Source organism: Bacillus sp. SRL543 (assembly GCF_984799205.1).
The window spans coordinates 1,275,407-1,300,421 of sequence record NZ_OZ481794.1 but is presented as its reverse complement, the minus strand read 5'-3'; the positions used below and the strand labels follow the sequence as shown (position 1 = coordinate 1,300,421).

Here is a 25,015-nt window from a genome sequence, read left to right as displayed (position 1 = left end):
TTTAAGAACTTGTCCAGGATAGTCAGCAGCAGTTTCCCCGCTATCCTGGTTTCTGCCATTTCCTATACTATAAATTTATACTTTATATGGGATGTTGTCTAATTTTCTGCAGGTAATACCAGTTTAACCTTGGCTGCAGGCGGGAAATGAAAGAGAAAACCATAGAAAAGGTGCAAAATATAATGAATGATAAAAACCTCCGGATGATACGGGAAGAATTGCCCGGCTTTGCCGATGTGCTTAAGCATGCCTTTGATAAAGGCCAAAGCGAGGCTGAGCTGACTGTGAACGATCTGCTGGCAGATTTGAAGAGCCAGCTGCAGCCAGTCATTCAGCGCCAGCAAAAATAAATAATGGAGAACAGGCTGCCGGAAATTTCCGCAGCCTGTTTTTTACAATTCAGTCTCTGTTAAAGCTGCATATTGATTTTGGGCTCATTCGTGTGAAACAGAGTTTTACACGCAATAAAGCACAGGACGCTAGCCTGTAAAAAAATCTGCGGAATTCCCTTTATAATTTTTTGTATTTTCCGATAAATTGATTCATAATTGATCATAAGCTGTATATAATTTCATAAAATAAGAGTAATCACTTCATTTCAACCGCAACGTTTGACTGTACGGTTTGATTTACCGTATAATTATGGTTAATTTTATGAAATTATGCATCTTGCTTTTTAGAGCAAAACAGATAATAATTGAGAATTAAAATCTGATGCCGAGGTGATAAGATGGGGCATTCTATCGGATTGGGGAACTAGCAGCGATTGCAAATGTATCAAAAAGGACGATTGACTATTATACTGCATTGGGCCTTATAAAGGCTGAAAGATCAAAATCGAATTACAGGCTTTATTCTGAAGATGTGCTGCTTGACCTTACATTCATTGAAGAATGCAAAATGCTGCACATCCCGCTTGAAGAGATTAAGAGAAAACTGGAATTGAAGAAAGATGGCAAAGCGGCATCAGGGACCGTCGAAAAGCAGATCCTGGATGTTACACAGCAGATAAGGCACCTTCATACAGAGATTTCATCCCTCCTTCCGCTCATTCAAAAGCTGGACGGGGAAGAAAAAAACGACATCTCCAAAAAGCTGAGTACGGAAGGGTTGGCTTTGATCCAGTCTCTTAAAACCTTAACAAGCTAAAATATTTTTGTATTATCAGGAGGTGACTCCTTACTCGTTCACGCGGGATAAGGAAACTTATTGGACATATTAAACTTGGTTATTATAGCCATTTTAATTGCTTTTACGGCATTTTTTGTCGCTTCGGAATTTGCGATTATCAGGGTGAGAAGCTCAAGGATTGACCAGCTTATAGAAGAAGGCAGCAGTTCTGCACTTGCTGCAAAGAAAGTGATTACGAACCTGGATGGCTACCTGTCCGCCTGCCAGCTTGGCATTACCGTGACCGCGCTGGGAATTGGGTGGCTCGGAGAACCAACAGTCGAGCATATTTTAAGGCCGGTGCTGGCAAACCTCAGCATTCCGGAATCTGTATCACATATACTTTCTTTTTCTATTGCCTTTGGATTTATCACGTTCCTCCACGTTGTGATCGGGGAACTCGCGCCAAAAACTCTTGCTATTCAAAAAGCTGAATGGATTACGCTTGCATTTTCCCGTCCGCTGATCGCCTTTTACAGGATCTTGTATCCATTCATCTGGGCGCTTAATGGCTCTGCACGCTTAATCACTGGCTTCTTTGGATTAAAGCCTGCTTCCGAGAACGACCTGGCGCATTCTGAAGAGGAGCTTCGCATCATTTTGTCCGAAAGCTTTAAAAGTGGTGAAATCAACCAGTCTGAGTTTAAGTATGTGAACAAAATATTCGAGTTTGATAACAGGATCGCTAAGGAAATCATGGTCCCGCGGACGGAAATCGTTTCGCTTGCCAAAGATGATACGCTCGATACCTTCCTTCAGATCGTACATGACGAAAAGTTCACTAGGTATCCGATCATCGATGGAGATAAAGACCATATTATCGGGATGGTCAACATAAAGGAAATCATCACTGACTTCATCAAGGACCGGGAGATAACCTCCAAGACGCTTGAAGCGTACACACGGCCGATCATCCGGGTCATCGATACGATTCCGATCCATGACCTGCTGGTGAAAATGCAGAAGGACCGGATTCACATGGCCATACTGATGGATGAATACGGCGGGACTTCCGGCCTTGTGACAGTCGAAGATATAATAGAAGAAATAGTCGGCGACATCCGTGACGAATTTGACAATGATGAGGTCCCTATGGTCCGGAAGATGGCTGAAGACCATCTAATCATTGATTCCAAAGTTCTTGTAAGTGAGTTGAACGACCTCCTCGGCCTTGAAATCAATGATGAGGATGTGGACACAATGGGCGGATGGATCCTGACAGAGAACTATGAAGCGAAGCAGGGCGATACGATTCATTTTGATTCATATGACTTCACCATACTTGAAATGGAAGATCATCATATCAAATATATCGAAATAAAGAAACTCCAGGAACAGGCGGAGCCGGTCGAACAGCAGACTGAACAGATTATGCTGACTAAGTCGGAGGTCCTTTCCTAGAGAAAAAAACCTTTCCCGGTGCGGGAAAGGTTTTTTGATTGGTGCTTAATTGGGCTCATGACACTATTTTGAAAAGGCTGGCCACAAGAGATACAGCTGGCTTTTCGGGTGCCTGACATGGCTTTTTTTGCCCAGACCTGTGTCCCAGCTGGACTCTCGGATGTATGGCCAGCTGCAAAATAATAAGTATTGCCCGCTACCAGACTTCGCGGAAACGGGGGATTTAAAAGAAAAATGTTACCCTTCATCTCGGAAATCTAATCCTAAAGAGCGTCCCTTGATTTCTTTCGCTTTCTACCTCAATCTCTCCATTATGAAGCTGTACGAGCTGTTTGACGATGGAAAGGCCGATCCCGAATTCTCCGAACGTGCTGCTCGTCCTTGAGAGATCGGCTTTATAGAAGCGATGCCAGATCGATTCAATTTCCCCCGGGTCGATGCCGATCCCGGTATCTTTAATCTCAATGACCGTTTCCGCGTCACCTTCCCGCCCTCTCAGCCACACAGTTCCACCATCTGTGAATTGGATGCTGTTCTTGACAATGTTGATGATGATTTGGATGATGCGGTCGTAATCTGCTTTTACATATAACTCCTCGTCCGCATCAAGCATGATTTCGATCCCTTTTTCTTCAGCCTGGAAGTCCAGCTGTTCCTTGACTACTTCAAACAGATCCAGTACCTGGATATTGCCAATGTCCAGCTTGATCTGGTTGGAGCGGATCTTCTCATAATCCAGATTTTCATTCACAAGCCTGATAAGCCTTCTCGCTTCCCGGTCAATCAAATCCATGCCCTTTTGCTTTTCCAGATCGGGTATGAGATTGTTCTTCAGGCCTTCTGCCACACCGCTGATCGTCGTAAGCGGCGTGCGCATTTCGTGCGACACATCGGCAATAAAAGTCCTCCGCCTGTTTTCAAGCCTTTCGATTTCTTCATTGGAAGAGCGGAGCTTTGCGGCCATATGGTTAAAATCATCTGCAAGCTCTCCTATTTCATCAAACTGGGTGTTCTTGATATTAACATTATAGTCTCCCTTGGAAATCATCGAGGTCGCATTCCTCAATTCTTTAATGCGCTTAAGAAGATTTTTGGACAGCACCCAGCTGAGGAGGAGTGTTGCAGTCAGACTGATGATAATGGTGTACAGCAGGAATTTATTCAGCTGGCTGGCCATCTGGAGTGCCCCGCTGATCGGGGACATGAGGAGAATTCCGCCTGTCATTCTGCCTTCATGCATATAAGGGATGGCTACCAGTGTCACTTCCTGCTCAAAGCGCTTGATGTCATGCTTGATGGAAATTGAGTGCCCTTCGGCAAGCCTTCTCCTCTCTTCATCCGTAAATAATAAGCTGAGCCCTCTGGTCTGGGGATAGATGACGCTGTAATTGCCGTCAAACAGATAATAGTTGATATTGCGGGCCCTCAGCAGCCGGCTGTATTCCTCCAGAAACTGCTCATTGCCAACCGGCCTGACTGAAAGCTCCTTCAGCACCTGTTCGCCGTAAGCATTGAGCTCCTCCGTCTTGTTTTGAAAAACATAATTCTGGACGAACTGGGTAAAAAGCAGGCTCAATAGCAGGAAAGCCATGATCAGGATGCTGATATGGCTGATCAGGAGCTGATAGAAATATTTAATTTTCACCTGCGGCCTCCGCTTCATCAAATTTATAGCCTATTCCCCATACCGTATGGATGAAAGGCTGGGAGGAAGTGCCGATTTTCTTCCGCAGGCGCTTGATATGGACGTCGACCGTCCTCTCGTCACCATAAAATTGATACCCCCACACCCGGTCAAGAAGCTGCTCCCTGGAAAAAACCTGCCGCGGGTTTTTGACAAAATAATAAAGCAGATCAAATTCCTTCGGAGTCAGATTTTTCAGGGGCTGGTCTTTGTACAGCACTTCTCTCGTATCCTTGCTGATCTTGAAATACTGGCTGGATATATAGTTTCCTTCCTCCTGCTTGGATGAATCGGCCTGGTATCTCCTTGTAACAGCTTTGATCCTCGCCATAAGGGCAAGCGGGCTGAATGGCTTTGTCACATAGTCATCCGCTCCCATCTCAAGACCCAGCACCTGATCTGATTCACTGTCCTTTGCTGTCAGCATGATAATGGGGACCGTGCTCAATTCCCTGATTTTCCGGCAGAGCGTAACACCATCCATGACAGGCAGCATCCAGTCGACGATGACCAGATCCCAAGATTCTTTATTGAAGGCATCGAAGCCCTCCTGGCCGCTGTGGACAAACTTGCCTGTATAGTCTTCTTTCATAAAAAACATTTCAAGCATCGTACAGACACTTTCATTATCTTCAACGACTAATATTTTCATATCAAACACCATCCCCGGACAAGCGCCCGTTAATATATTGAAAACTCTGCAGCACCCCGGGAGAGGATTCCTTAGAATTCTAATAAAATGATAAGAAACCGTGATGCTTTTCTGACCAAGGATTCCCCTGCACTTCAGGGCATTTATACTCATATTAAACCATAAAATTCTCCATATCCAATTCCCCGGCCTGTACAGGAACTTTTCCCTTCAATGGTGCAGGAAAGCCACATCTCCGGGATGTAAATAGTTGTTACCGGCTTGCATAATTAGATAAAATAAACGTATTGCTGTTAAATCCTGCATCCCGCAAAATGAACAGAACTATGTTACACTGAATAACATTAAGAGCCCTGACTTTCAATACTTTTATTTATTTCCTTTATAAAACCCTTAAAATATAATTATATTAACACATTTTCACCGCTGAATTCCCACCTTCCTGAAATTTGGCACAGGGGCACCAGCGAAGGTAAAGCCGACAGAATCTCCTTGCCGCGCGACCAATATTACTGAAGAAGGTGGTTATAATGGAACAATACGTAAAACAGCTTACCGATGCCCTGCTGTCAGGAGACCAGGATGAAGCATGGGAGATTATATATGGGCGGCACAGGCAGTCATCCAATACACTTGATATTTTTGAAAAGCTGATTACTAAATCCATGCAGCGTGTCGGCGAGCTATGGCAGAATGACGATATTTCCGTCGCTGATGAACATTTAGCCACCACCACATGTGATTTTGTGCTTTCCCGCTACAGGCATCAGGTTTCCAGGGAAGTCCAGCCGAAAAAAGGCAGAAAAGCGATGTTTTTCTGCTTGGAAAATGAACAGCACTTTCTGGGGCTGAAGATGGCCGCTATCATCTTTGAAGAAAAAGGATGGGAAACAAGGCTGCTTGGCCCGGATGTTCCTTTAGAGAAAGGAAAGGAATCGGCGGAAGAGTGGAAGCCCGATGTAATAGGTCTGTCCTTCACCATGATCAATCATGCCGAGAAGCTTTCCTTTTATATAAAAGAACTCGAAAGCCTCCCTCAAGCTCCTGTGGTATTTGTCGGGGGCCGGCTCCTTAAATATTACGATTTTACCGGCCATTGCTCCGGCAAAACAAAGCTGTTGAAAGAGCTCATAGACATTGAGCAGTGGATTCCAACTTTACCTTCTGGAGCGGAATTGAATGCTAGATAATACTAGATTGCCCCTGCCTTATTTTAAAATAAATGAAGAACTTGATATCCTTGAAAGCTCTGCTGAAGCTGCCAGCTTATTTATGCCTGCAGGAAACCTGCTGGAGCTGATTGATGATGAAAGTACAGAAAAAGCGAAGAATGTCCTTCTGAATAAAACGAAAAAGCGGACAGAGCTGAATATGAAAACCCATTCTTCCCCTTTTGCTTTAGTTAAAGTGCATATCAGCTGGGACGGGGATGCTGCACACCTTCTGCTGATCGAGGAAGATGATAAGATAAATATCCTTGCCGGCCAGGTGGAAAAGCACAGGCAGCGGCTTGCAGAAACAAATCTTGATCTGCTTGAGAGCAAGGAAAGCGCTGAGAGGTCTTATAGAAAGGTGCTTGAGCTTTCCTGTCCTTTCATCCATATTTCAGATGAACTTGTGCTCATCCCTCTATTTGGAGAGCTCTCAGAACAGCTGATCAACCAGAATAAAGAGCGGCTGCTGAACCGGCTGCAGAATTCAAATGTGAATCGCGTCCTGTTTGACTTCAACGGCGTCGGCAGCATCTCGCGGGACGGGCTGATCCTGTTCCAGCAGCTCCTTTCCCAAGTCACCCTGCTGGGTGCAGAATCCGTCCTGATAGGCATAGACCCTAAACAGGCAGCAGTCATCCACAACAACTTCCCCGGCCTCCAAGCCAAATACATCAACAGCCTGCATAAGGCCATAAAAAAAGGGATATAGAAAGAAAAGCGGAGGCGGCTTGCCCAGAGCCGACAAGCATAAGACGAGCAGGACGGAAGGTTGTTCTTTAACCTTCTGGCCTGATTGGCTTATGACTCGAGGCTCTAGCCGCCGGAGCTGGACAATTCGAAAAGCGCAGGCGACTGTTCAAAAAGGAACGCAGGCTAAGTACGCCACGTCCTGTGGCAACGCCTGCATGACCCACATCCTGTGGGCCTCAAGCATAAGCCAAGCAGGACGGAAGGTTGTTCTTTACCTTCTGGCCTGATTGGCTTATGACTCGAGCACCTAGGAGCCGGAGCTGGACAATTCGAAAAGCGGAGGCGGCTTGCCCGGAGCCGACAAGCATAAGACGCGCAAGAATAAAAGGCGCTCTTTGCCTTTAATTCTTGCGTGGCTTATGACTCGAGGCTCTAGCCGCCGGAGCTGGACAATTCGAAAGCGCAGGCGACTGTTCCAAAAGGAACGCAGGCTAAGTACGCCACGTCCTGTGGCAACGCCTGCATGACCCACATCCTGTGGGCCTCAAGCATAAACCAAGCAGGACGGAAGGTTGTTCTTTACCTTCTGGCCTGATTGGCTTATGACTCGAGCACCTAGGAGCCGGAGCTGGACAATTCGAAAAGCGCAGGCGGCTTGCCCAGAGCCGACAAGCATAAGACAAGCAGGACGGAAGGTTGTTCTTTAACCTTCTGGCCTGATTGGCTTATGACTCGAGGCTCTAGCAGCAGGAGCTGGACAATTCGAAAAGCGCAGGCGACTGTTCCAAAAGGAACGCAGGCTAAGTACGCCACGTCCTGTGGCAACGCCTGCATGACCCACATCCTGTGGGCCTCAAGCATAAGCCAAGCAGGACGGAAGGTTGTTCTTTAACCTTCTGGCCTGATTGGCTTATGACTCGAGGCTCTAGCCGCCGGAGCTGGACAATTCGAAAAGCGCAGGCGGCTGTTCAAAAAGGAACGCAGGATAAGTACGCCGCGTCCTGTGGCAGCGCCTGAATGCCCCCGGCACCCAGGTGCCGGAGAAAGACATAGAAACAGGAGAGCCTCCGTGAGGCTTTCCTGCCCAATATCACTGCTATCCCAGGAAATGGTACGGTAACTTTATGAAAAAACATAAATCAAATGCCCGGACATGGCTCAGCACACTTAGAAAAAGAAGAAAAATGACACAGGAAGAAATTGCATCCAAAACATTCATCGACAGGGCATATTATGCACAGATTGAGAATGGCGACAGGAACCCAAGTGAAGAAATCAGGCAGAAAATAGCGAGCATCCTCGACTTTCACCCTTCCACCTTCGTTCTTGCAGATGAGAGCCCCTTCCGATTTGCGATGGAGCAGGCGCCCATGGTCATCGCACACTGCGATCTTGATCTCAGATATACCTGGCTCTTCAATCCGCATGCTGATTTCACTTCCGAGGGCTCAATTGGCCTGCGTGACGTGGAGCTTGCCGACAACAGCGGCACCAGGGCACTTATGGCCCTTAAACAAAAAGTGATTGATACAGGACAAAACCTTCGCGAGGAAATTACCTTTCCCCTCTCCGATGGAGAAATGACCTATGTCGTTTTTGCACACCCTTTATTCGACAGTGAAGGCAAAATTATCGGCGCAGCGACCGCCTCAACAGGAATCTCCGCCAATCCGGGCACAGCCACATAAAGAAGAACGATGCCAATTATGGCATCGTTCTTCTTTGTGCAGCCTTAAACCCACTCTGCAATTTTCCCGACGGCAAGACGATTGGTCGGCCGTCCCGGCTTCGCTGCTTTTCCGACAGTGATCAGCATGATTGGGACATAACGGTCAGACACGCTGAATTCTTCAACAAATGCAGGAACATTGAAACCGCCTATCGGGCATGTATCCAGTCCCTTTGCCTTAGCTGCCAGCATCAGCTGCATGGCAGCCAATGAGGCATTGCTGAATGCTGCATCTCTGGCTTTTCCCTTGTCTCTATAAGCTCCCTCAACTTGCTTGATTAGAATCTGTTTGATTTCTTCCGTCATAAGCCCGTCAGACACATCCTGGCTGAAAACCGGTTCTGCGTTCTTATTTGCCTCCAGATCCCCCAAAACCGCAAAAACGGCTGAGGCCTCCACGATTTGCTGCTGATTGTAAGCGATCGGCAGCAGGCGCTGCTGCGCTTCGCCGCCATGGAAAACGAGAAATTTCCAATGCTGCAGATTCCATGCAGATGGTGCTTTTGAAGCCAACTCGAGCAGCTCTTCTATTTCACCATGTGAAAGCTTGCTTTCCGGGTCATAATTTTTTACGGACCTGCGTCCGGCTGCTATTTCAAAAAAATCTGCTGTTTGCTGTATCATAAAGGTTCACTCCTAAGATAAAAAATCCGGATATACATTGTCGATATTATAATGAAAAAATATTTACCGTCAAGCAACTCTGCTTACTGCTGCTGCATTGCATAGCGAAAGGGGCCGCCCGCAGCGGCCCCCTTACTATAACCGCGCCCTCATCGCCCTATTCCCATCAGGCAAGATAAATGAAATATGCCAGGAAGGCCGCGAATAGACCGTACATGATCGGGTGGATTTCTTTTCCTTTTTTCAGGGCAAGCATAGCAGCCGGATATAAAATGAAGCCCAATGCAATCCCGGTTGCGACACTGAAGGTGAGCGGCATCATCAGGATCGTTACAAATGCCGGTATCGCTATTTCAAGCCTGGTCCAGTCTATCAGACGGACTTCAGATGCCATCAGGGCCCCCACGATGATCAGGGCGGGAGAAGTTACTTCAGCCGTAATGACGCCAAGCAGCGGCGAGAAGAACAAAGCAGCGGCAAAGCAGCCTGAAATGATGACAGAAGTGAATCCGGTTCTTCCCCCTGCCGCAATCCCTGAACTCGATTCAATCATGGATGCTGTCGTAGAAGTCCCGAGGATAGAGCCTGCAACCGTTGAAGCGGAATCGGCAAGCAGTGCCCGGCCGGCGTTCGGGATTTCGTTATTTTTCATCAGTCCCGCCTGGCTGGCAATCGCAATCAGGGCTCCGGCGGTGTCAAAGAAAGCTACGAACAGGAACGTGAAGATCACGGCCAGCATTTCCGGCGTGAACACTTGATCCAAATGAAGGAACACTTCCCCGAAGGTCGGTCCAAGGCTTGGGATGGGGCCGACCACTTGCTTAGGGGATTCTATCACCCCAAAAACCATGCCGGCGATTGCAGAAATGACCATACCATAGAAAATGGCGCCTTTTATGCCTTTTACAAGCAGAATGACAGTAAGGATAAAACAGAAAACAGCCAGTAAAACAGCAGGTGACTTCAAGTTGCCGATCGAAACGAATGTTGCTTCATTCCCTACAATCAGACCCGCATTTTTCAGCCCGATAAAGGCGATAAAAAAGCCGATTCCTGCAGCGATGGCATGCTTCAGGTCCCCTGGAATGACATTGATGATCTTTTCGCGTATTTTCATCAGGCTCAAGATGACAAACAGCACACCCGAGACGAATACGCCAGTCAAGGCTGTCTGCCAGGGAATTCCCATACCGATGCAAACAGAAAAAGTAAAAAACGAATTCAGGCCCATGCTCGGCGCAATCCCGATAGGATAATTGGCCAGCAGGCCGATCAAAAGCGACCCGATGATTGCTGAAAGAGCTGTTGCTGTAAAAACAGCGCCTTTGTCCATACCGGCTTGGCTCAGGATGATTGGGTTGACGATCAGGATATAAGCCATGGATAAAAACGTGGTGATGCCGGCAATCGTCTCCTGTCTATATGTGGTGCCTCTTGAAGTAAATTGAAAGAAAGTGGACATTTGGGCCTCCTGCAGAATTTATTTATTCTTATTGTTGACCAGAACTTAAACAAAAAAGCCCCGCTTTTACAAGCGAAGCTGCAGCGCAAATATACAGGAATCCCCAAATATAAATACGGGGAAAATACCTGTAGTCAAGCTATTTACGGCAGCCTGGTAGAAACGTCCGGACCTTATTTCCGGACATATACAGAAAAAAATATTTTATGAATATAATGTTGCCATTCTAACAAGCGGACTCGGGAAGCGTCAATTTAAAAATAAATTCAGACTACTGATATCGTTTTCCCGCCAGCCCTTAAGCCTCCTGGGTGATTTTTACAAGCCGGCAGCGCATATTTACTGTTAAACCTGCAGCAGAATGGGTATTTAAAAAGTAAGGTTATATTTTAAATGAAAGGAAGGTGCAGAATATGATTATCGTCTACATCAGCTTAGCCATTTTTGCCGGTGCCCTTATTTATCTTGGCATCAGCGCCTTTAAAATTTATAAGGATTCCAAGCCTGCTATTCAAAATCTGACAGAAACAGCTGCAAGGCTGCAGAAACAGACTGACAACATCAAAATACAGACAAACGAGCTTACGGCGCACCAAAAGGAAATCCAGCAGGATATACAGATGAAAAAAGAAAAAGTCAACCATGTTGTCGTACAGGCAAAGCAAACCCCGAAGCTGTTTAAGAAGCTTTGGACCAAGCGCATTCCTTATGTGAACAAACTCAATTAATCCATAAAAAAAGGAACCCGGGAGGTTCCTTTTTTTATGGATCAGTTATCAATTGATTGAAGCTGCAGCTTTTTTCTTTGCCCGCACTGTAGGGCTGACACGCTCCCGATGGTAGATCGCATTGATTTCGCCGCCTACAACGAGGGCAAGGCCAGTCAGATAGAACCAGAGCATGAGCACGATGACTCCCCCAAGACTGCCATAGGTCCCTGAGTAATTGGCAAAATTCCCGATATAGATGGACAGTCCAAGTGAGATCAGCTGCCATATGACTGTAGCTGCAATGGCGCCAGGTATAACGTGCTTAAAAGGGTAATGCTTATTCGGCGCCAGCTTATACAAAACAGAAAGGACAGCTGCCATCACCACAATGGCGATAACCCATCTTAGAACAGAAAACAGAATTTGCATTTCTTCCGGGATATCAATAAAAGATTGGACCAGATTCAAAATCACATTTCCGAACACCGGAAGAATCAAAGCAACAATCAGGGATAAAATAAGGCCGAGTGTCAAGCCCATTGAAATGAGCCTTGCTTTGATGAAGGATCGTGTCTCCTCTACATCAAATGCCTGATTCATGGCCCGGATGAAAGCCTGCATCCCATTGGAGGCGGACCATAGTGTACCGATAATACCGAAGGTCAGCAATCCGCCGCTCGGCTTCGTCACGATATTCACGACATTTTCTTCAAACACACTTGCCGTTTCAGAAGGCATGATGGTCTGTAAAAAAGAAATGGCCTTTTGCGGATCGATATTAAGATATGGAACAATGGACAGCAGCAGAATGAGAATCGGAAAAACCGAAAGCATATAATAATATGCCTGCTCAGCTGCAAGTCCTGTTGCCCTGTCCTCTTTTATTTCCTTTCCCAGTTTTTTCAAATAAGATATCATTATTTTCATTTGTCATTCTTCAACTCCTGCCGGACCAGTTTATTGGGGATAATGATTTATTCTCCTTTTCCCCCTAATGCCGGCAGCTAACCTCTTTATTCTATATTCCAGCTTATTGCCAAACATTAGCAGGGGCAAAACATCAATGGCACTGTCCCCAAAACACGGCAGAGCGGGTAAACCGGCATGCCGCAGCTTTGCCTGAATCCAATCAATGAGTAAAAAAATCCAGCCTGGCTTCAGGCTGGATTTTTAAACTTATTTAAAGATCAGGACCTTTCCGACTGTTCCATCAGCACTCTCTCCTGTAACACGGAACTTCAGCCCTTCCTTCGGTACTTTGCGGCCTACATCCACGAGCCCTGGATTGCTGTAGTCAGCACGGTCGTCGAATATCGGCGTTTGTTTCGTCTGGTTATCTTTCAGGCTGAGCCCCTGGTTCAAGTACTCAATCAGCATTTTACTTGATTTATTCAGGCTGAATGCTGCATCATGCATCTGAATGCGATTGTTGGCAACTGAACCATCGTTCCATTTTAAAGCATGCTGATCGGCATCAACAACCCCAAGATATCCCTCTCCCGGATGAATGCCAGTCCAGTTATCTGTAAAGGAATCATCCACATACCATACAACAAGGCCTTTATCATAGCTGATCAGGCTGTCCCCGCGGCGCACATGGGCAAGCCCGGCATCCACGCCATTGTGAGATCTCCATTCGAGGAGATAATAATGGTCTGAATAAAATTTCCCTTGGTCCTTTGTGAATCCTTCCAGCGCAAACACGGAGTCTCCTTCTGCATCATCCTTCAGGATTTCCTTCCCATCCGCTGAAAAGATAATATCATCTGCATAGAATCCCGGCATTGTAGCTGCTACATCTGTGTAATAATGGAATTTAACCTCAATTTTCCTGCCGGCAAAAGCAGAAAGATCAAATGTGCCGTCTGTCCATCCATTTGAATTGCCTGTAATGCCAAAGCCCGGATTTTGATCATTCGGGTCTGTATCGGTTGTAAGATTGCCCTGAATGGACACCCATTCTTCAGTCCCCTCTTCACGGACCTGGACTGACGCGTAATCCCAGTCTTCTTCAATATCATACCAGGCCTTGAAGGAAAGCTCTGCCTGTGTGGCGCCGGTAAGATCGAGTGAAGCTGTCATCGAATTGTTCAGTTCATCACCGCTGCCGCTGAAATACTCATAAGAGCCGCTCGCCGGTGTATTTACGATATTTTCTTTCTGCGGAAGGCTGATCCTGACCGCATCATTATTCGTTCCTTTAGTTGCAGCCTCATCAAGGAGAAATTCCATCCCTTTAGAATTTACATCCTCCGAGGAAATGGTTGCACCAGAGAGCCAGTTGCCTCCATGCCAATTCTGAAGCATCAGTTTTGCATAGGCGCTGAATCCTGTAGGCTCTGTCCCAGGCACATCTCCTGCCCAGCTTCCGCTCGACATGATCGACCAGTAGGCGACAGGCTCTCCCTGCCCTGTATATTGTGTATCATATTCGTCAGGAAGGCCGAGATCATGGCCGTATTCATGGGCAAACACTCCGGCTGCCCCGTCCTCAGGTTCGACCGTATAGTCCCAGGCACCCAGTACTCCCCCCCAGCGGTCACTGTCGGACTTTGCCCCTTTTACTGCAACCGGACCGGATCCAAGCTTTGAACGGTGAGACCAGATCGCATCTCCGCCAAGCGATCCCCCGCCGGCTTCTTCGCCAACGCCTGCATGGATGACCATCAGATGGTCGATAAGGCCGTCCGGCTCGTTATAAACGCCGTCTGCATCATAATCGTCACGGTCCCACTTATCGTACTCAGTCAAGTTCACATTTGGATCCTGCGCCGCTTTACTCAGCGCCTCCATCACAAGGCTTCTTGCGGCCTTATCATTTCCATCCGGTGCAGGGACGTTCCCGCCATAATATTCAGCAGGATGATCGGCTGTATACCAGCCGGCAACCTTCCCGTCGACCGTATAGCTGCCGCCGGACTGCTGTTCATAGTACTGCTTCATAGAAACAAGATTCTGGCCTGAAGGCCCTTCATAGCCTTCCTCTCCAAAAATCATATCCTGGAAATGCTCTAAAGGGTAATCTTCATAGAACATATCAGATTCTTCTTTTGTAATGGAGCTGTGCTTATAATCCGGGAACTCAATGGCTAGGACAAGCACTTTATCCTCTCTTGTTTCCCCATCATAATTTTCCTTTTCGATCGGATCGACATGGGCCTTTTTGGCTTGCCCCAGCTTATTGCCTTTTCCGTTCTTCAATCCGTTTCCTGATTTGCCTTTATCCTTCTGTTCAGAAACATTCAGCTCTTTTCCTACTTTTCCAGCGGGAACCTTAACTGCATTCTCTGCTTTGGTCTTCAGGAATTTCTTTAAAGCCTTATCAGCTTCCGAATGTGTAGCATCCTTTGAAATCTTCCCCTGTTTTTTCAAGAGCTCTATTAATCTTTCATCATTGGCGATGCCTAAATCTGCTTGTGCCCCTGCGTATGGGCTGGATACAGCATTATATGCCTGCGCTTTTTGGACAGGCGCAAATGCCCCGGCTGAAAATACGCTCAGCCCCATAGCTGCAGCCAATACAGCGGAAGCTGCTTTCTTTGTTCTTTTCAATGTGATAGCCTCCCTAAAGTATTCTGACAACACCATCAAGTCGAAATTGTCTAATAACGAGTATACTTTTATTTCGAGGCCCGAACAATAATTCTTTAGCACCATTATTTATATATTCATATAATTTAAAATACCTAGTTTTCTCGAAATTCATATGAAATATCTCTATGATTGTAAAATGAATATAAAAGGTAAATTATTCTAATATTTTATTAAATCACCAAAAAAGAAACTCCCCTAAAAGGAGAGTTTAATGGTTGTCCGCTAATTCAGGATTGCGGTTCATGGCTGCAATGAGAAGCACACCGCTAATCAGCAATAAAAAGCTTGTTACATAAAAGACCGACGAAAATCCGAAATATCCGGAAAGAAAGCCGCCAAGGACCGGTCCGATGATATTGCCCAGGAAGCGGAGGCTGGTATTATAGCCAAGCACTTCCCCCTGCATGCTTACAGGTGCTTCCTGGCGGATATAGGCAATCCTGACCGGAATGATGCCGCCAATGGCAATCCCCAGAAGGAACCGGATGACAACGAGCTGCCAGATGTTCGTCACGAATGCCCCCGGCAAATAGACGACAGCGGCCATAAACAGCAGGATTACCAGCACTTTCAGGTATCCGGACTCATCCCCGATTTTGCCCCATTTCCTTGCCATGAGCAAGTTGCCGAGACCGGCTGCTGAAAAGGCAATGCCCGAAAAGAAGGCAATGTTCTCATGGCCGTGAAGCTCATTGACATACAGCGATAAAATCGGCTGAATGCTGAAATGGGCGATCTGAATGAGCATGCTGATGAAAAGCACGGTCAAAAGGACAGGATTTGCCGCAATATGCCTGATGACCTCTTTACTGGAGTAGCTCGTTTTTGTACCTTTTTTGAGTTCAACCTTGAATTCCTTTGTAAAAATAACAAGAACCGCTGAGATAAAAATGGAAATCGAGGTCCATTGAAAGGTTGTCGCGTACCCTAGCGAGTCAGCAAGGACCCCTCCGAGCATCGGGCCAAGCAGCGATCCAGTAATGCTTCCTGTCTGCAGGGTGCCGAGGACCCTTCCTGCGATCCTTTGCGGCGTCTGTGTAGAGATGAAGGCCTGGGAAAGGGATATAAAGCCCGTGAACATTCCCATGAAAAGTCTCAGCAGGAAAAGCTGCCCTACGCTTGTGACATAGCCCATCATAAAGATAGAGACAGCCATGCCAAAGCCGGAAATTAGCAGGATTCTTTTCCGCCCGTATTTATCCCCGATCTTTCCCCAAATAGGAGAAAAGAGAAAAGCAGTCACAAAAGTGATCGCAAATGTCCACCCTGACCATTGCTGGACATATTCCTCTGAAAAGTCGCCGAATGTTTCTATATATAAAGAGATAAATGGCAATACCATCGTCATGCTGGCCGCCACGAAAAAGTTGGCAAACCACATAATCATTACATTTCGTTTTGCTGCCTGTTCCTGGTTCATCCACTCCACTTCTTTCGTCTTTTGAATATTTCGTTATACTAAATATTATCATACCGAAATAATCTGATATTGAAAACATTTTTTCATATTATTTTCCACAAAGCCTGAAAAACAAACAAAGAACGCTGCATGGCTGCAGCGCCCTTCTGGCATTATTTCAGTTCAGCACCCATTTATCCTTAAGGAATAATGAGCGGGAGATGATGAACACAAGGACAATGGAGACAGCCGTACTTGCCAGGGTCAAAAGGATATTCTCCATATTGACACTGCCGTGGAGCAGCTCGTTGATCAGTGCATGGATGTTCACAAATGGGATAAGAAAATGTTTCATAGTCAATTCATTGATGCCCACGCCGCTCAGGAAGAGAGTCGGCACAATTGCAAGCATCATGATCGGGGAAATATAGTTCTGTGCTTCCTTCACTGTTTTCGCAATGATGCTGACAACCATTTGCAGCGCACCCATGAACAAGGCGAACAGCAGGGTAATCACAACTGTTATAGTGATAATCGCGAAAGTATTGTCCCCGAATTCCAGGGCAGCCTTGAGTTTTTCGGTCAGGAATACTGTCTCCAGTACAATCGCGGCAACTGATACAATACCGGCGATCATGCCGATTGTGGAGATTGCTAGCCATTTCGCAAACAGAAGCTTGATCCTGCTGACCGGCGTCATCAGCAGTGCCTCCATTGTCTTTCGGTCTTTCTCGCCCGCAAATAAGTCTGAAGCGGCAGGATATGCACCGGATGCGATTGCAATCGTAATGACCATAGGCAGGAAGCCCGCAAGTATACCGACAGAAGCAGCATTTTCGTCTTCATTATTGATTTCACTTACCTGGACCTCAATCGGCTGGGTTACCAGGGGATCGACGCCTGCAGATGTCAGCCTTTCTGAAACCACTGTATCGCTGTAAGCATTCAATGCGCCTTCCAGCTGTGACATAACATAAGCAGAGTTCTGGCTGAGGGAATCACCCTTGATGACAGCGGTTCCCCGCTCCCCGCCTTCAAGCTTTTCAAAAAATTGGCCGCTGAATTCAATGGCTGCGTGCGCCTCCCCGTCTTTTACAGCCTTCTCGGGATCGGCATACTCATTTACCTCAAGGTTAGGAATGCCTGAAACCAGCTCCTTAGCCTCTTCGCCTGCAGTTTCGCTGATGGCAAGAGTATAAGTTTCAGATCCGTCAGACATCATTTTTTCATAGAACAATGTAAGGCCTGTGAGCAGAAGGATCGGCAGCAGTACGCTCAAAAGCAATGTCCTCCGGTCCCTCAGGATATCCTTCATTTCTTTTATATAAATATTACGAAGCATAGTCGTTCCCCCTCACCAATTTTGATTCAAAAATATAATTCAAATCTGAGCTTCCCTCTTCATGGTATAAATCCTCGAGTCCGCCCTTATAGACCATTTCACCTTTATGGATCATGACCACTGAGTCGCAGAGCATCTTCACTTCCTCCATAATATGGCTGGAAAAAATGATTGTTTTCCCCTGCCTTTTAAGCGAGCTGACAAGCTGCCTGAATACATTTGAAGAAGTGATATCAAGGCCGGTTGTCGGTTCATCGAACAGAATGATTTCCGGATCATGGATAAGGGTCCTCGCAATGGCAACCTTTTGCCTCATCCCTTTGGAGAATCCGCCTACCTTCCTGTTCAGATAGTCTTTCATGCCAAACATCACTGCAAGCTCATCGATCCTGACCTTTGTTTCATGGCGGCCAAGACCGTAAAGAGATGCAAAGTACTCAAGATTTTCCCTGGCCGTAAGGCGGTCGTATAAGCCGGTTTCCCCGCCAAACAGAACGCCCATCCGCTTCTTTACCTCATCAGGCTGTTTAACTGTATCAAAGCCGCCGACTGAAACGGCACCCTCGGTCGGCGTGTACAGCGTGGCAATCGTCCTCAATAGTGTTGTTTTCCCTGCCCCATTTTCCCCAAGAAGGCCCACCACCTGGCCCTCCCTGACTGAAAATGATATATGCTTCAGCGCAGTCACATGCACTTTTTTATCTTTGAATCTTTTAGTTACTTCCTTTATCTCGATCATCTATTTTTGCTCCTTTCCTGCTCTCTTTGTAGTTTAATCTTACCTGTCTGATCGCCTCAACGCTTCCATTCTGTCGCAAAAATGCCATTTCCTGTCGCGAAAAGGGTGTTTTCTGTTCAATTGATGGTAAAATAGAATCGTAATTTCATTGACGAGAGGCGAAACTATGATAAAAGTGGGACTGGTGGATGACCGGCCGATTGATTTAGATAAACTGTATGGAATACTATCCAAGATGGAAGGGACAGAGATCATCTTTTCGACCACCTCTGCAGAAGAGGCTTACGAACGGGTCAAACGGGAAGAAATCGATCTCCTGATTGCCGATATTGAAATGCCTGGCCTATCCGGCTACGAACTGGCCGATATTATCCATACATACGCCCTGGATATTGCCGTCATTTTTGTGACAGGCACAAGCGGCTATGCGGTCCATGCCTTTGAACTGAATGTCCATGATTATATTATGAAGCCATTCGCAAAAGACAGGCTTGAAAAAGCCGTACTCCGCTATATTGAAAAAAACCGGACATCGGAAATTTCCGGCCGGCTCTTTCTCAGGCAAAAAAGCGATATCCATATCATTCAGAAAAAAGATATTATTTTTATTGAACGGTCCGGCCGCTCCACCACGATACATACAAAGATGGAAACTATCAAAACATACCAGACACTGAATGAGCTTGAAGGCGAGCTCAGGGAAAGAGACTTTATCCGCTCACACCGTTCATTCATCATTAATATCCATTATGTAAAAAACTTTTCTCTATATGCAAAGAACTCTTATATTGTCTTTTTTGATGGAACGTCAGAAAAAGCAATGATCACAAAAGAAAAAATAGATTATCTGCAGGACCACTATTTTTAACCGATCCATCTGCGGCTAATCTTATTTAAAAAGGGGAAGATGGTTTTGCTCGTTCAAATAAAAAACAGCTCTGCACCTGCCCATCTTTATCCGGTGCTGATTTCCGCTGCCGGAGCCGGCTATTCCATGCTTTTGGCATCTGAGCTGAAGCCGGTTTTGGCAGGCGTTTTGGCATTCCTTGTTTTTTTGGCCGTCCTTTTTTCATCCTTAAAAATGAACTCATCCAATTTTCATCCAGGCCTGGCTGCCCTTTTTGCCGTTCTTCACCTGCTTATCCTTCTCGCTGCATTCCTGGCAGGCTCAAAAGCTGCTGTTTCAGCTGCAGCAGCAGCCGCAGTGCTGGCAGAAACAGCCAGATGGCATGGAGGGAGGATCATTGAGTCCTCCGGCACCAGCCTTGCGGGGAAGGAGCTGGAGATCCGGCAGCTCAATGATACCTTCCTTTCTGTCCGCAAGCAGCGCCATGATTTCCTGAAGCATGTCTCAGCCGTCCATTATATGCTGGATAAAGGGCAATTTGGCGAAGCAAAAGCCTACTTCGAGGGTCTCTTATCCGGGTATGAAGAAGTGAATCTGGCCATCAAAGGGGAGAGCGGACCTGTTGCCGGTGTGCTGCACCATATGCAAAAAAAGGCCTCTGCGGAAGGTATAAGCATACACTACGACCTGGAGCTGCCTCTTTCTTCTCTCCCCATGAAAGATGAGGATATAGCCGCATTGGCCGGCAATATCCTGTCCAACAGCATCGAGGCGGCTGCTGCCTATAAAGCTTCCGGCTTTGAAGATGCATATGCAAGGCTTCAGTTTTACAAAAGAAGCGGACTTATGATTTTGACCTGCACCAATAGTACACTGCCTGTCCCTCCGTACATCATAGACTCCTTGTTTGAAAAATTCGGCATGTCTGATAAAGAGGGTGATCACGAAGGGCTTGGCACGAAGATTATTAAAGATATCGCCCTTTCCTATAATGGCTTCCTGGACCATACCCATAAAGGCCATTCATTTGAAGTCAAAATAAAGATTCCGCACATCTCGTGAAGACAAGAAATCCCCCCATTCTTACAATGGGGGGATTTCTTTAATATTTATGGCAGCAGGTTAGCGCCTTCCCGGCACATTTCTTATTGGACATTGTGAATCCTGCCACTTCAAAGCCATTTTTCTGAAGGATACGGACTCCCATATTCCGCTCCAGCGGCGAGGCGCAAATAAGATGGATCTTCCTTGAAGGGATTTCCCCCAGATTTCGGGTCATATAAGGGACAGGAAGATTCACTGCTCCCGGGATCCGTTCTTCATAGCCTTCATTATAATCCCTGATATCAAGGATCACGTCCTCAACGGGAATTTCATCAATCCTCCGGCACGGCACCTTATAGACTGGAACATAACGGTTATAGAACGGGACTGCAGCCATAAATAAAAGCATGATCAGCATGTATATCATTTTCTTTACCTCATCGAAGTTAGTAATGGTCCAAATTCTCAATAAATTGGTATATCAGCACTTCGATCATATACGCCTTCAGGTATAAAATCAACTCAAATGTTTGCAGGCTGCCGTTCTTTTTCCTTCATAAAAAAAAGCCGGTCCAGCCCGGCTTTCCATATGATCACAAAAGCTTTTTTAAAAATCTGACTGCCAGTGCCAGGGAATCCTGCCCGTGATCCTTGCCCTTGTAACAGCCATACTCAGGCTGCCATGCTGCGGCAGATTTCTGCACATTTCAAGCAGGCCTCTGCACATCTCTGGCAATGCTCATGATCATGCTTTCTGCACTCTTCTCCGCAGGCTTCGCATATATCAGCACAGACAGCGCAGATCTGCTTTGCAAATGGGCTGCCTGATTGCATTGCCTTAGCGGCAAACGCACAAAAATCGGCACACTCCCGGTCAAGCCTGATGCAGCGGGCCATCATCTTTACATCATCTTCCTTCAGGCAGGCATCAAAGCACATATTGCACGCATCCATGCATTCAAGACAGGCTTTTATACATTCTTCATAAACTGAGTTCGCCAATAGAATCCCTCCATTTTCTTTTTCTACTCTGTTACCACTTTAAATGGAAATCAAACAAACAGGCAGCCAAATTCAGGCTGCCTGGATGTCATCAGCGTCTGTTCAGTTCTTCCTCGGATAAAATGCCCATGCTCTTTACATGTGCTCTTGCTTCCTCATCTCCAAGCTGGTAAATCAGCGCATACGCTTGTTCAATCGTTGCGTCATATTCATCATTCTGCGGATCTTTATGATATTCAAGGAAAGGAATATGCGATCGTACAAATGTTTTTAAATCTGCATTATAGTTGATGTTCAAATACTTAGCCAGCTGGTGGATTTCCTCGTCATTTGCAAAGACCCTGAACTGCCAGTCCTCTCCTTCTGCTCTTCCCGGATGGATTTGGCCATTCTCAATATCAATATAATAATCTTGCTTCTCTTCCATCGTCTCAACTCCTGGCTTTTTTTATGCCTTTACCACACAGAAAGCCATGTTTAAACCAGAGTAAGCTCATTCCTGTCAGCAGCTGCGCTGTTTCAATATCCTTTTATACACATATGCCGCCCCATTTAATACAAACCCAGGGAACTTTTTTGGAAAAAAAGGCTTGAAATAGAACTTGCAGAAAAAATATTTAAGGTCCTGCCATTGCCTGCAGAAGCTGGCCTGCCTGAATCTTGCTACATCAATCAGCATGATTTCCCCGCCTGCAGTTTTAAAAATATTCCTGAGATGGATGTCTGACGGGTTCAGCCCTTTATCGCGGGCATGCTCCAGCGCCGCATCCACTCTTGCAAGATCTTCAGGAGTAATTCTGATTCCTTTTGTAAGGCATTCAAAAAAGGTTTGTCCTTCAATATAGTCAATAACAATATATTGGTCACCCATTTCATGCAAACGCGGATAATACTCGGCCCCCTCGAGCTGCCTATAAATCTCAGCCTCTTCCCGGGCAATATGGCTGAAAGCAGGCGCAAATATCTTCAGGGCCTTTTGTGTCCCGGCAATCCTGAAAACAGCTGCACTCCTGCCTGTTCCTGCATGAAGGAGGGCTTCATCTTTTTGTATATATCTGACCGGATCTTCTGCAATAAGGACGCTTTCAGCGAGCCTTTCATACTTGTTCTGCGGCATAGAGTTCCTCCTCCTGTTTTACAGGCTCAGCAAAATAGCAGAGCCTGCCCCTCCTAGTAAAGATGTATTCCAGAACCTCTCTCAATAGTCTAACTGATGCTAATAACTGGACTTGCACAATTCAAAAGACAAAAAAAAGGCATCATGACCGTTTGCCGGGTCATAATGCCTCTATAAATAAAAGAGACCCATACCAGACAAACGCGGTAAAGGTCTCGCAAACCATTCACTGATTGCCAGCAAAGCCGGGGCCACCTGCCCGTATTGACGGCCTGCTTATCTGATGCTCCCTTTATTCGAAAAGCGGAAGGCGTCCGCTTAATAAAATGAACGCAGCCTATGAGCGCGACGTCCTGTGGCAGTTTCTGCATGCCCCGCGTCCTGTGGGCCTCAAGCATACATCCAGCCGATGGCGCCTGGAGCTGGACAGCTTTTGAAGTTACAGTTTTCTAAGCATATTTTACAAAGGAAGGGTGTTTAAGTCAAACAGCCTCCATATTTTATCTATTAATGGCAATGCGGGCAGTGCTTGCGATTCAGCCAGTGCGGCATGAAGCCTTCTTCTTTCATTTTTTCATGCCTTTTTTCCAGATGCTTCACCATTTCCTGTGCCTGCTCTGCGGTGATTGCCCCAAAGTCTGCATATTTCATAATGACCTTTTTCCTTGCCTCCAGGACATCTGTCTGAAGAGCTTCAATTTCCTTCACCTGTGCCTCAGTCAGCTGCTTCCGCTGCTCGCTGTCCGTACCTTCTGCATATACAGCGCCGGCAGTCTGCCCAAGAAAAAAGGCACATAAAAGTAAAACGCTCATTTTTCTCAACATATCCTTCACTCCTTTTCATTGTCTGGATATATTTTCTCCTCCAATAAACAAATCCATGAATGGTAAAAATTAGAGATATTCTTTCATTTCATTTATCTTTTGTAAAGGTTTTGTAAATCCGCTTAAAGATCAATCAGATATTGCTATACTGTCAATATCGAAACCCGATATTGAGATCCGACATTGTGGAGAGGGGGCTTAAAAATGTGGAAGACAAGATCCTGCGCAAATTATTCTTAGGCTTCATCCAGATCCATATTCTCCACCATGCCCTAGAAGAACCGATTTATGGAGCATGGATGCTGGAAGAGCTGAAGGAGCATGGCTATTCGATAAGCTCCGGCACATTGTACCCGATTCTTCACGGAATGGAGTCAGACGGTCTGCTTATGAAGGAAAACCGGAACGTGGATGGAAAAATCCGTAAGTACTATGGTGCTACCCCAAAAGGGCAGGCGGTTTTGGAAGAAGCCCGGAAAAAGGCCTATGAGCTTTTTAAAGAAATCAAGGATTGATTTGACGAAAGGAGAGACGAATCGATGAAAACAGAAAGAAGATATACCATTCAAACATTTGTAGAAATTTTGCTTGTTTCTGCCAGGCTTGGATTGACATCCTTTGGCGGGCCCATCGCCCATTTGGGCTATTTTCATGAAGAGTATGTCAGAAGGCGGAAGTGGATGGATGAGCAAAGCTATGCTGATCTAGTAGCTCTATGCCAGTTCCTGCCCGGCCCTGCAAGCAGCCAGGTCGGCATGGGGATCGGCTTTGCCAGAGGAGGCCTGATCGGCGGTTTTCTTGCTTTCTTAGGCTTTACCCTTCCTTCTGTTGCAGCACTGATACTATTTGCACTTCTCATGGATGGCCTGGATGCAGCCGATTCAGGATGGATCCATGGTTTGAAAATGGTAGCGACTGCTGTTGTCGCGCATGCCATCATGGGGATGGCATCAAAGCTCGCACCTGATCTGAAAAGGAAGGCCATCGTCCTTCTTGCCCTGACAGCAGCCCTTTTGTGGCAGACTGCCATTTCCCAGATTTCGATTATCTTAGCCGCGGGAATTGCCGGTTTTGTCCTTTACAGAAACCACTCGCAGGAAAAAAAGGCACCAATGCCATTTCCGATTTCAAAAAAGACAGGCGCTGCAGCACTGGCCTTATTTTTCGGCCTGCTCATCATACTTCCAATTCTGCGGGAGGCCACTTCCCTAAGCTGGATTGCTATGTTTGACAGCTTCTACCGATCTGGCTCACTTGTATTTGGCGGCGGGCATGTTGTGCTTCCCCTCCTTGAGCGGGAGTTTGTGCCGGGCGGCTGGCTGACAGAGGAAGCCTTTCTTGCCGGATATGGCGCTGCTCAGGCGGTGCCTGGCCCGCTCTTCACCTTTGCTTCTTATATCGGAGCTGTGATCAGCGGCTGGCAGGGCGGCCTGTTGGCAACTGCCGCTATATTCCTCCCTGCCTTTTTATTGATTGCAGGCGCGCTGCCCTTCTGGGATGCGCTGCGCAGCAATCCAAAGGCTGCCAGTGTATTGATGGGGGTTAATGCGGCGGTAGTAGGCATTCTGATTGCTGCCTTTTATAATCCGATCTGGACGAGCTCCATCCTGGAACCGGCAGACTTTGCATTTGCAAGCATCCTTTTTGCCATGCTTGCCTACTGGAAGCTGCCTCCATGGATCGTCGTACTCACCGGGGCAGCCGGCGGGGCTTTATTAGGGCTTCTCTAGGTGCCATTCTTCAGTTGAATAGAAAAAAAGAGGCAGCGGG

25 protein-coding genes and 1 riboswitch are annotated in these 25,015 nt (G+C 46.5%); of the genes, 11 read left to right on the top strand and 14 right to left on the bottom strand.

Translation table 11 applies throughout. The features are described from left to right. Window positions 1–146 precede the first annotated feature (146 nt). From AC4E8B_RS06705 to AC4E8B_RS06695, 3 genes are all read left to right on the top strand, one after another. Window positions 147–350 carry a YwzD family small protein gene (locus tag AC4E8B_RS06705; protein ID WP_490217807.1) on the top strand — a complete coding sequence of 68 codons (204 nt, stop codon included), beginning with the start codon at window positions 147–149 and terminating at the stop codon, window positions 348–350. 397 nt (window positions 351–747) lie between these two features. Beyond that, entirely contained in the window at window positions 748–1,149 is a 402-nt protein-coding gene (locus AC4E8B_RS06700) for a MerR family transcriptional regulator (protein ID WP_490219542.1), read from the top strand. 60 nt (window positions 1,150–1,209) lie between these two features. Then, entirely contained in the window at window positions 1,210–2,571 is a 1,362-nt protein-coding gene (locus AC4E8B_RS06695; protein ID WP_490217806.1) for a hemolysin family protein, read from the top strand. 244 nt (window positions 2,572–2,815) lie between these two features. Here the strand turns inward: AC4E8B_RS06695 and AC4E8B_RS06690 are convergent, their stop codons facing one another. Together AC4E8B_RS06690 and AC4E8B_RS06685 are read right to left on the bottom strand one after the other, a co-directional pair. Next, complete coding sequence (locus AC4E8B_RS06690; protein ID WP_490217804.1) at window positions 2,816–4,216, bottom strand: ATP-binding protein; 1,401 nt, start codon at window positions 4,214–4,216, stop codon at window positions 2,816–2,818. Further along, the gene (locus AC4E8B_RS06685) at window positions 4,206–4,907 is read right to left on the bottom strand and encodes a winged helix-turn-helix domain-containing protein (protein ID WP_490217803.1); all 702 of its coding nucleotides are present in this window, start codon (window positions 4,905–4,907) and stop codon (window positions 4,206–4,208) included. Before AC4E8B_RS06685 ends, AC4E8B_RS06690 begins: the two co-directional genes overlap by 11 nt. A 530-nt stretch (window positions 4,908–5,437) precedes the next feature. Between AC4E8B_RS06685 and AC4E8B_RS06680 the strand changes: the two genes are divergently transcribed. From AC4E8B_RS06680 to AC4E8B_RS06670, 3 genes are all read left to right on the top strand, one after another. Further along, window positions 5,438–6,097, top strand: a complete 660-nt coding sequence (locus AC4E8B_RS06680; RefSeq protein WP_490217802.1) for a cobalamin B12-binding domain-containing protein — start codon at window positions 5,438–5,440, stop codon at window positions 6,095–6,097. Beyond that, entirely contained in the window at window positions 6,087–6,830 is a 744-nt protein-coding gene (locus tag AC4E8B_RS06675) for an STAS domain-containing protein (protein ID WP_490217801.1), read from the top strand. The genes AC4E8B_RS06680 and AC4E8B_RS06675 overlap by 11 nt, the downstream gene beginning before the upstream one ends. Window positions 6,831–7,935: 1,105 nt before the next feature. After that, entirely contained in the window at window positions 7,936–8,499 is a 564-nt protein-coding gene (locus tag AC4E8B_RS06670) for a helix-turn-helix domain-containing protein (protein WP_490217800.1), read from the top strand. A 44-nt stretch (window positions 8,500–8,543) separates the two neighbouring features. On the opposite strand, the gene AC4E8B_RS06665 is transcribed toward AC4E8B_RS06670, so the two are convergent. Continuing rightward, complete coding sequence (locus tag AC4E8B_RS06665; protein WP_490217799.1) at window positions 8,544–9,164, bottom strand: nitroreductase family protein; 621 nt, start codon at window positions 9,162–9,164, stop codon at window positions 8,544–8,546. A 166-nt stretch (window positions 9,165–9,330) separates the two neighbouring features. Beyond that, complete coding sequence (locus AC4E8B_RS06660) at window positions 9,331–10,626, bottom strand: NCS2 family permease (RefSeq protein WP_490217798.1); 1,296 nt, start codon at window positions 10,624–10,626, stop codon at window positions 9,331–9,333. Window positions 10,627–10,737: 111 nt separating this feature from the next. After that, a riboswitch (purine riboswitch) is annotated at window positions 10,738–10,839 on the bottom strand. Window positions 10,840–11,039: 200 nt separating this feature from the next. Here AC4E8B_RS06660 and AC4E8B_RS06655 point away from each other — a divergent pair. Continuing rightward, window positions 11,040–11,354 (top strand): DUF948 domain-containing protein, encoded by a 315-nt coding sequence (locus AC4E8B_RS06655; RefSeq protein ID WP_490217797.1) that lies wholly within the window; start codon window positions 11,040–11,042, stop codon window positions 11,352–11,354. Between the two features lie 48 nt (window positions 11,355–11,402). Here AC4E8B_RS06655 and AC4E8B_RS06650 read toward each other — a convergent pair whose 3' ends face one another. The 5 genes from AC4E8B_RS06650 to AC4E8B_RS06630 all read right to left on the bottom strand — a co-directional run bounded on the left by AC4E8B_RS06650 (window position 11,403) and on the right by AC4E8B_RS06630 (window position 18,410). Then, window positions 11,403–12,263 carry a YihY/virulence factor BrkB family protein gene (locus AC4E8B_RS06650; RefSeq protein WP_490217796.1) on the bottom strand — a complete coding sequence of 287 codons (861 nt, stop codon included), beginning with the start codon at window positions 12,261–12,263 and terminating at the stop codon, window positions 11,403–11,405. 249 nt (window positions 12,264–12,512) lie between these two features. After that, entirely contained in the window at window positions 12,513–14,924 is a 2,412-nt protein-coding gene (locus AC4E8B_RS06645; protein ID WP_490217795.1) for an immune inhibitor A domain-containing protein, read from the bottom strand. 214 nt (window positions 14,925–15,138) lie between these two features. Continuing rightward, window positions 15,139–16,350, bottom strand: a complete 1,212-nt coding sequence (locus tag AC4E8B_RS06640; protein ID WP_490217794.1) for an MFS transporter — start codon at window positions 16,348–16,350, stop codon at window positions 15,139–15,141. A 157-nt stretch (window positions 16,351–16,507) separates the two neighbouring features. Continuing rightward, complete coding sequence (locus AC4E8B_RS06635; RefSeq protein WP_490217793.1) at window positions 16,508–17,671, bottom strand: ABC transporter permease; 1,164 nt, start codon at window positions 17,669–17,671, stop codon at window positions 16,508–16,510. Beyond that, on the bottom strand, window positions 17,661–18,410 hold the full coding sequence (locus AC4E8B_RS06630; protein ID WP_490217792.1) for an ATP-binding cassette domain-containing protein: 750 nt from the start codon (window positions 18,408–18,410) through the stop codon (window positions 17,661–17,663). Before AC4E8B_RS06630 ends, AC4E8B_RS06635 begins: the two co-directional genes overlap by 11 nt. A 166-nt stretch (window positions 18,411–18,576) precedes the next feature. Between AC4E8B_RS06630 and AC4E8B_RS06625 the strand changes: the two genes are divergently transcribed. Next, window positions 18,577–19,278 carry a LytR/AlgR family response regulator transcription factor gene (locus tag AC4E8B_RS06625; protein ID WP_490217791.1) on the top strand — a complete coding sequence of 234 codons (702 nt, stop codon included), beginning with the start codon at window positions 18,577–18,579 and terminating at the stop codon, window positions 19,276–19,278. Between the two features lie 45 nt (window positions 19,279–19,323). Next, on the top strand, window positions 19,324–20,319 hold the full coding sequence (locus tag AC4E8B_RS06620) for a sensor histidine kinase (RefSeq protein WP_490217790.1): 996 nt from the start codon (window positions 19,324–19,326) through the stop codon (window positions 20,317–20,319). A gap of 40 nt (window positions 20,320–20,359) precedes the next feature. Here AC4E8B_RS06620 and AC4E8B_RS06615 read toward each other — a convergent pair whose 3' ends face one another. The 5 genes from AC4E8B_RS06615 to AC4E8B_RS06595 form a co-directional block, all read right to left on the bottom strand. Beyond that, window positions 20,360–20,728, bottom strand: a complete 369-nt coding sequence (locus AC4E8B_RS06615) for a rhodanese-like domain-containing protein (RefSeq protein WP_490217789.1) — start codon at window positions 20,726–20,728, stop codon at window positions 20,360–20,362. Window positions 20,729–20,973: 245 nt separating this feature from the next. Beyond that, window positions 20,974–21,303, bottom strand: a complete 330-nt coding sequence (locus AC4E8B_RS06610; RefSeq protein ID WP_490217787.1) for a four-helix bundle copper-binding protein — start codon at window positions 21,301–21,303, stop codon at window positions 20,974–20,976. A 91-nt stretch (window positions 21,304–21,394) separates the two neighbouring features. Beyond that, window positions 21,395–21,730, bottom strand: coding sequence for a hydrolase (locus AC4E8B_RS06605; protein ID WP_490217785.1), 336 nt, complete (start codon window positions 21,728–21,730; stop codon window positions 21,395–21,397). Window positions 21,731–21,805: 75 nt separating this feature from the next. After that, window positions 21,806–22,420, bottom strand: a complete 615-nt coding sequence (locus AC4E8B_RS06600; RefSeq protein WP_490217784.1) for a protein kinase family protein — start codon at window positions 22,418–22,420, stop codon at window positions 21,806–21,808. A gap of 507 nt (window positions 22,421–22,927) precedes the next feature. Then, window positions 22,928–23,233 (bottom strand): YckD family protein, encoded by a 306-nt coding sequence (locus tag AC4E8B_RS06595; protein WP_490217783.1) that lies wholly within the window; start codon window positions 23,231–23,233, stop codon window positions 22,928–22,930. 218 nt (window positions 23,234–23,451) lie between these two features. On the opposite strand from AC4E8B_RS06595, the gene AC4E8B_RS06590 reads away from it, so the two are divergent. Beyond that, window positions 23,452–23,760 carry a PadR family transcriptional regulator gene (locus AC4E8B_RS06590; RefSeq protein WP_490217782.1) on the top strand — a complete coding sequence of 103 codons (309 nt, stop codon included), beginning with the start codon at window positions 23,452–23,454 and terminating at the stop codon, window positions 23,758–23,760. Between the two features lie 24 nt (window positions 23,761–23,784). Then, window positions 23,785–24,975, top strand: coding sequence for a chromate transporter (locus AC4E8B_RS06585; RefSeq protein ID WP_490217781.1), 1,191 nt, complete (start codon window positions 23,785–23,787; stop codon window positions 24,973–24,975). The last annotated feature ends 40 nt before the right edge of the window (window positions 24,976–25,015 follow it).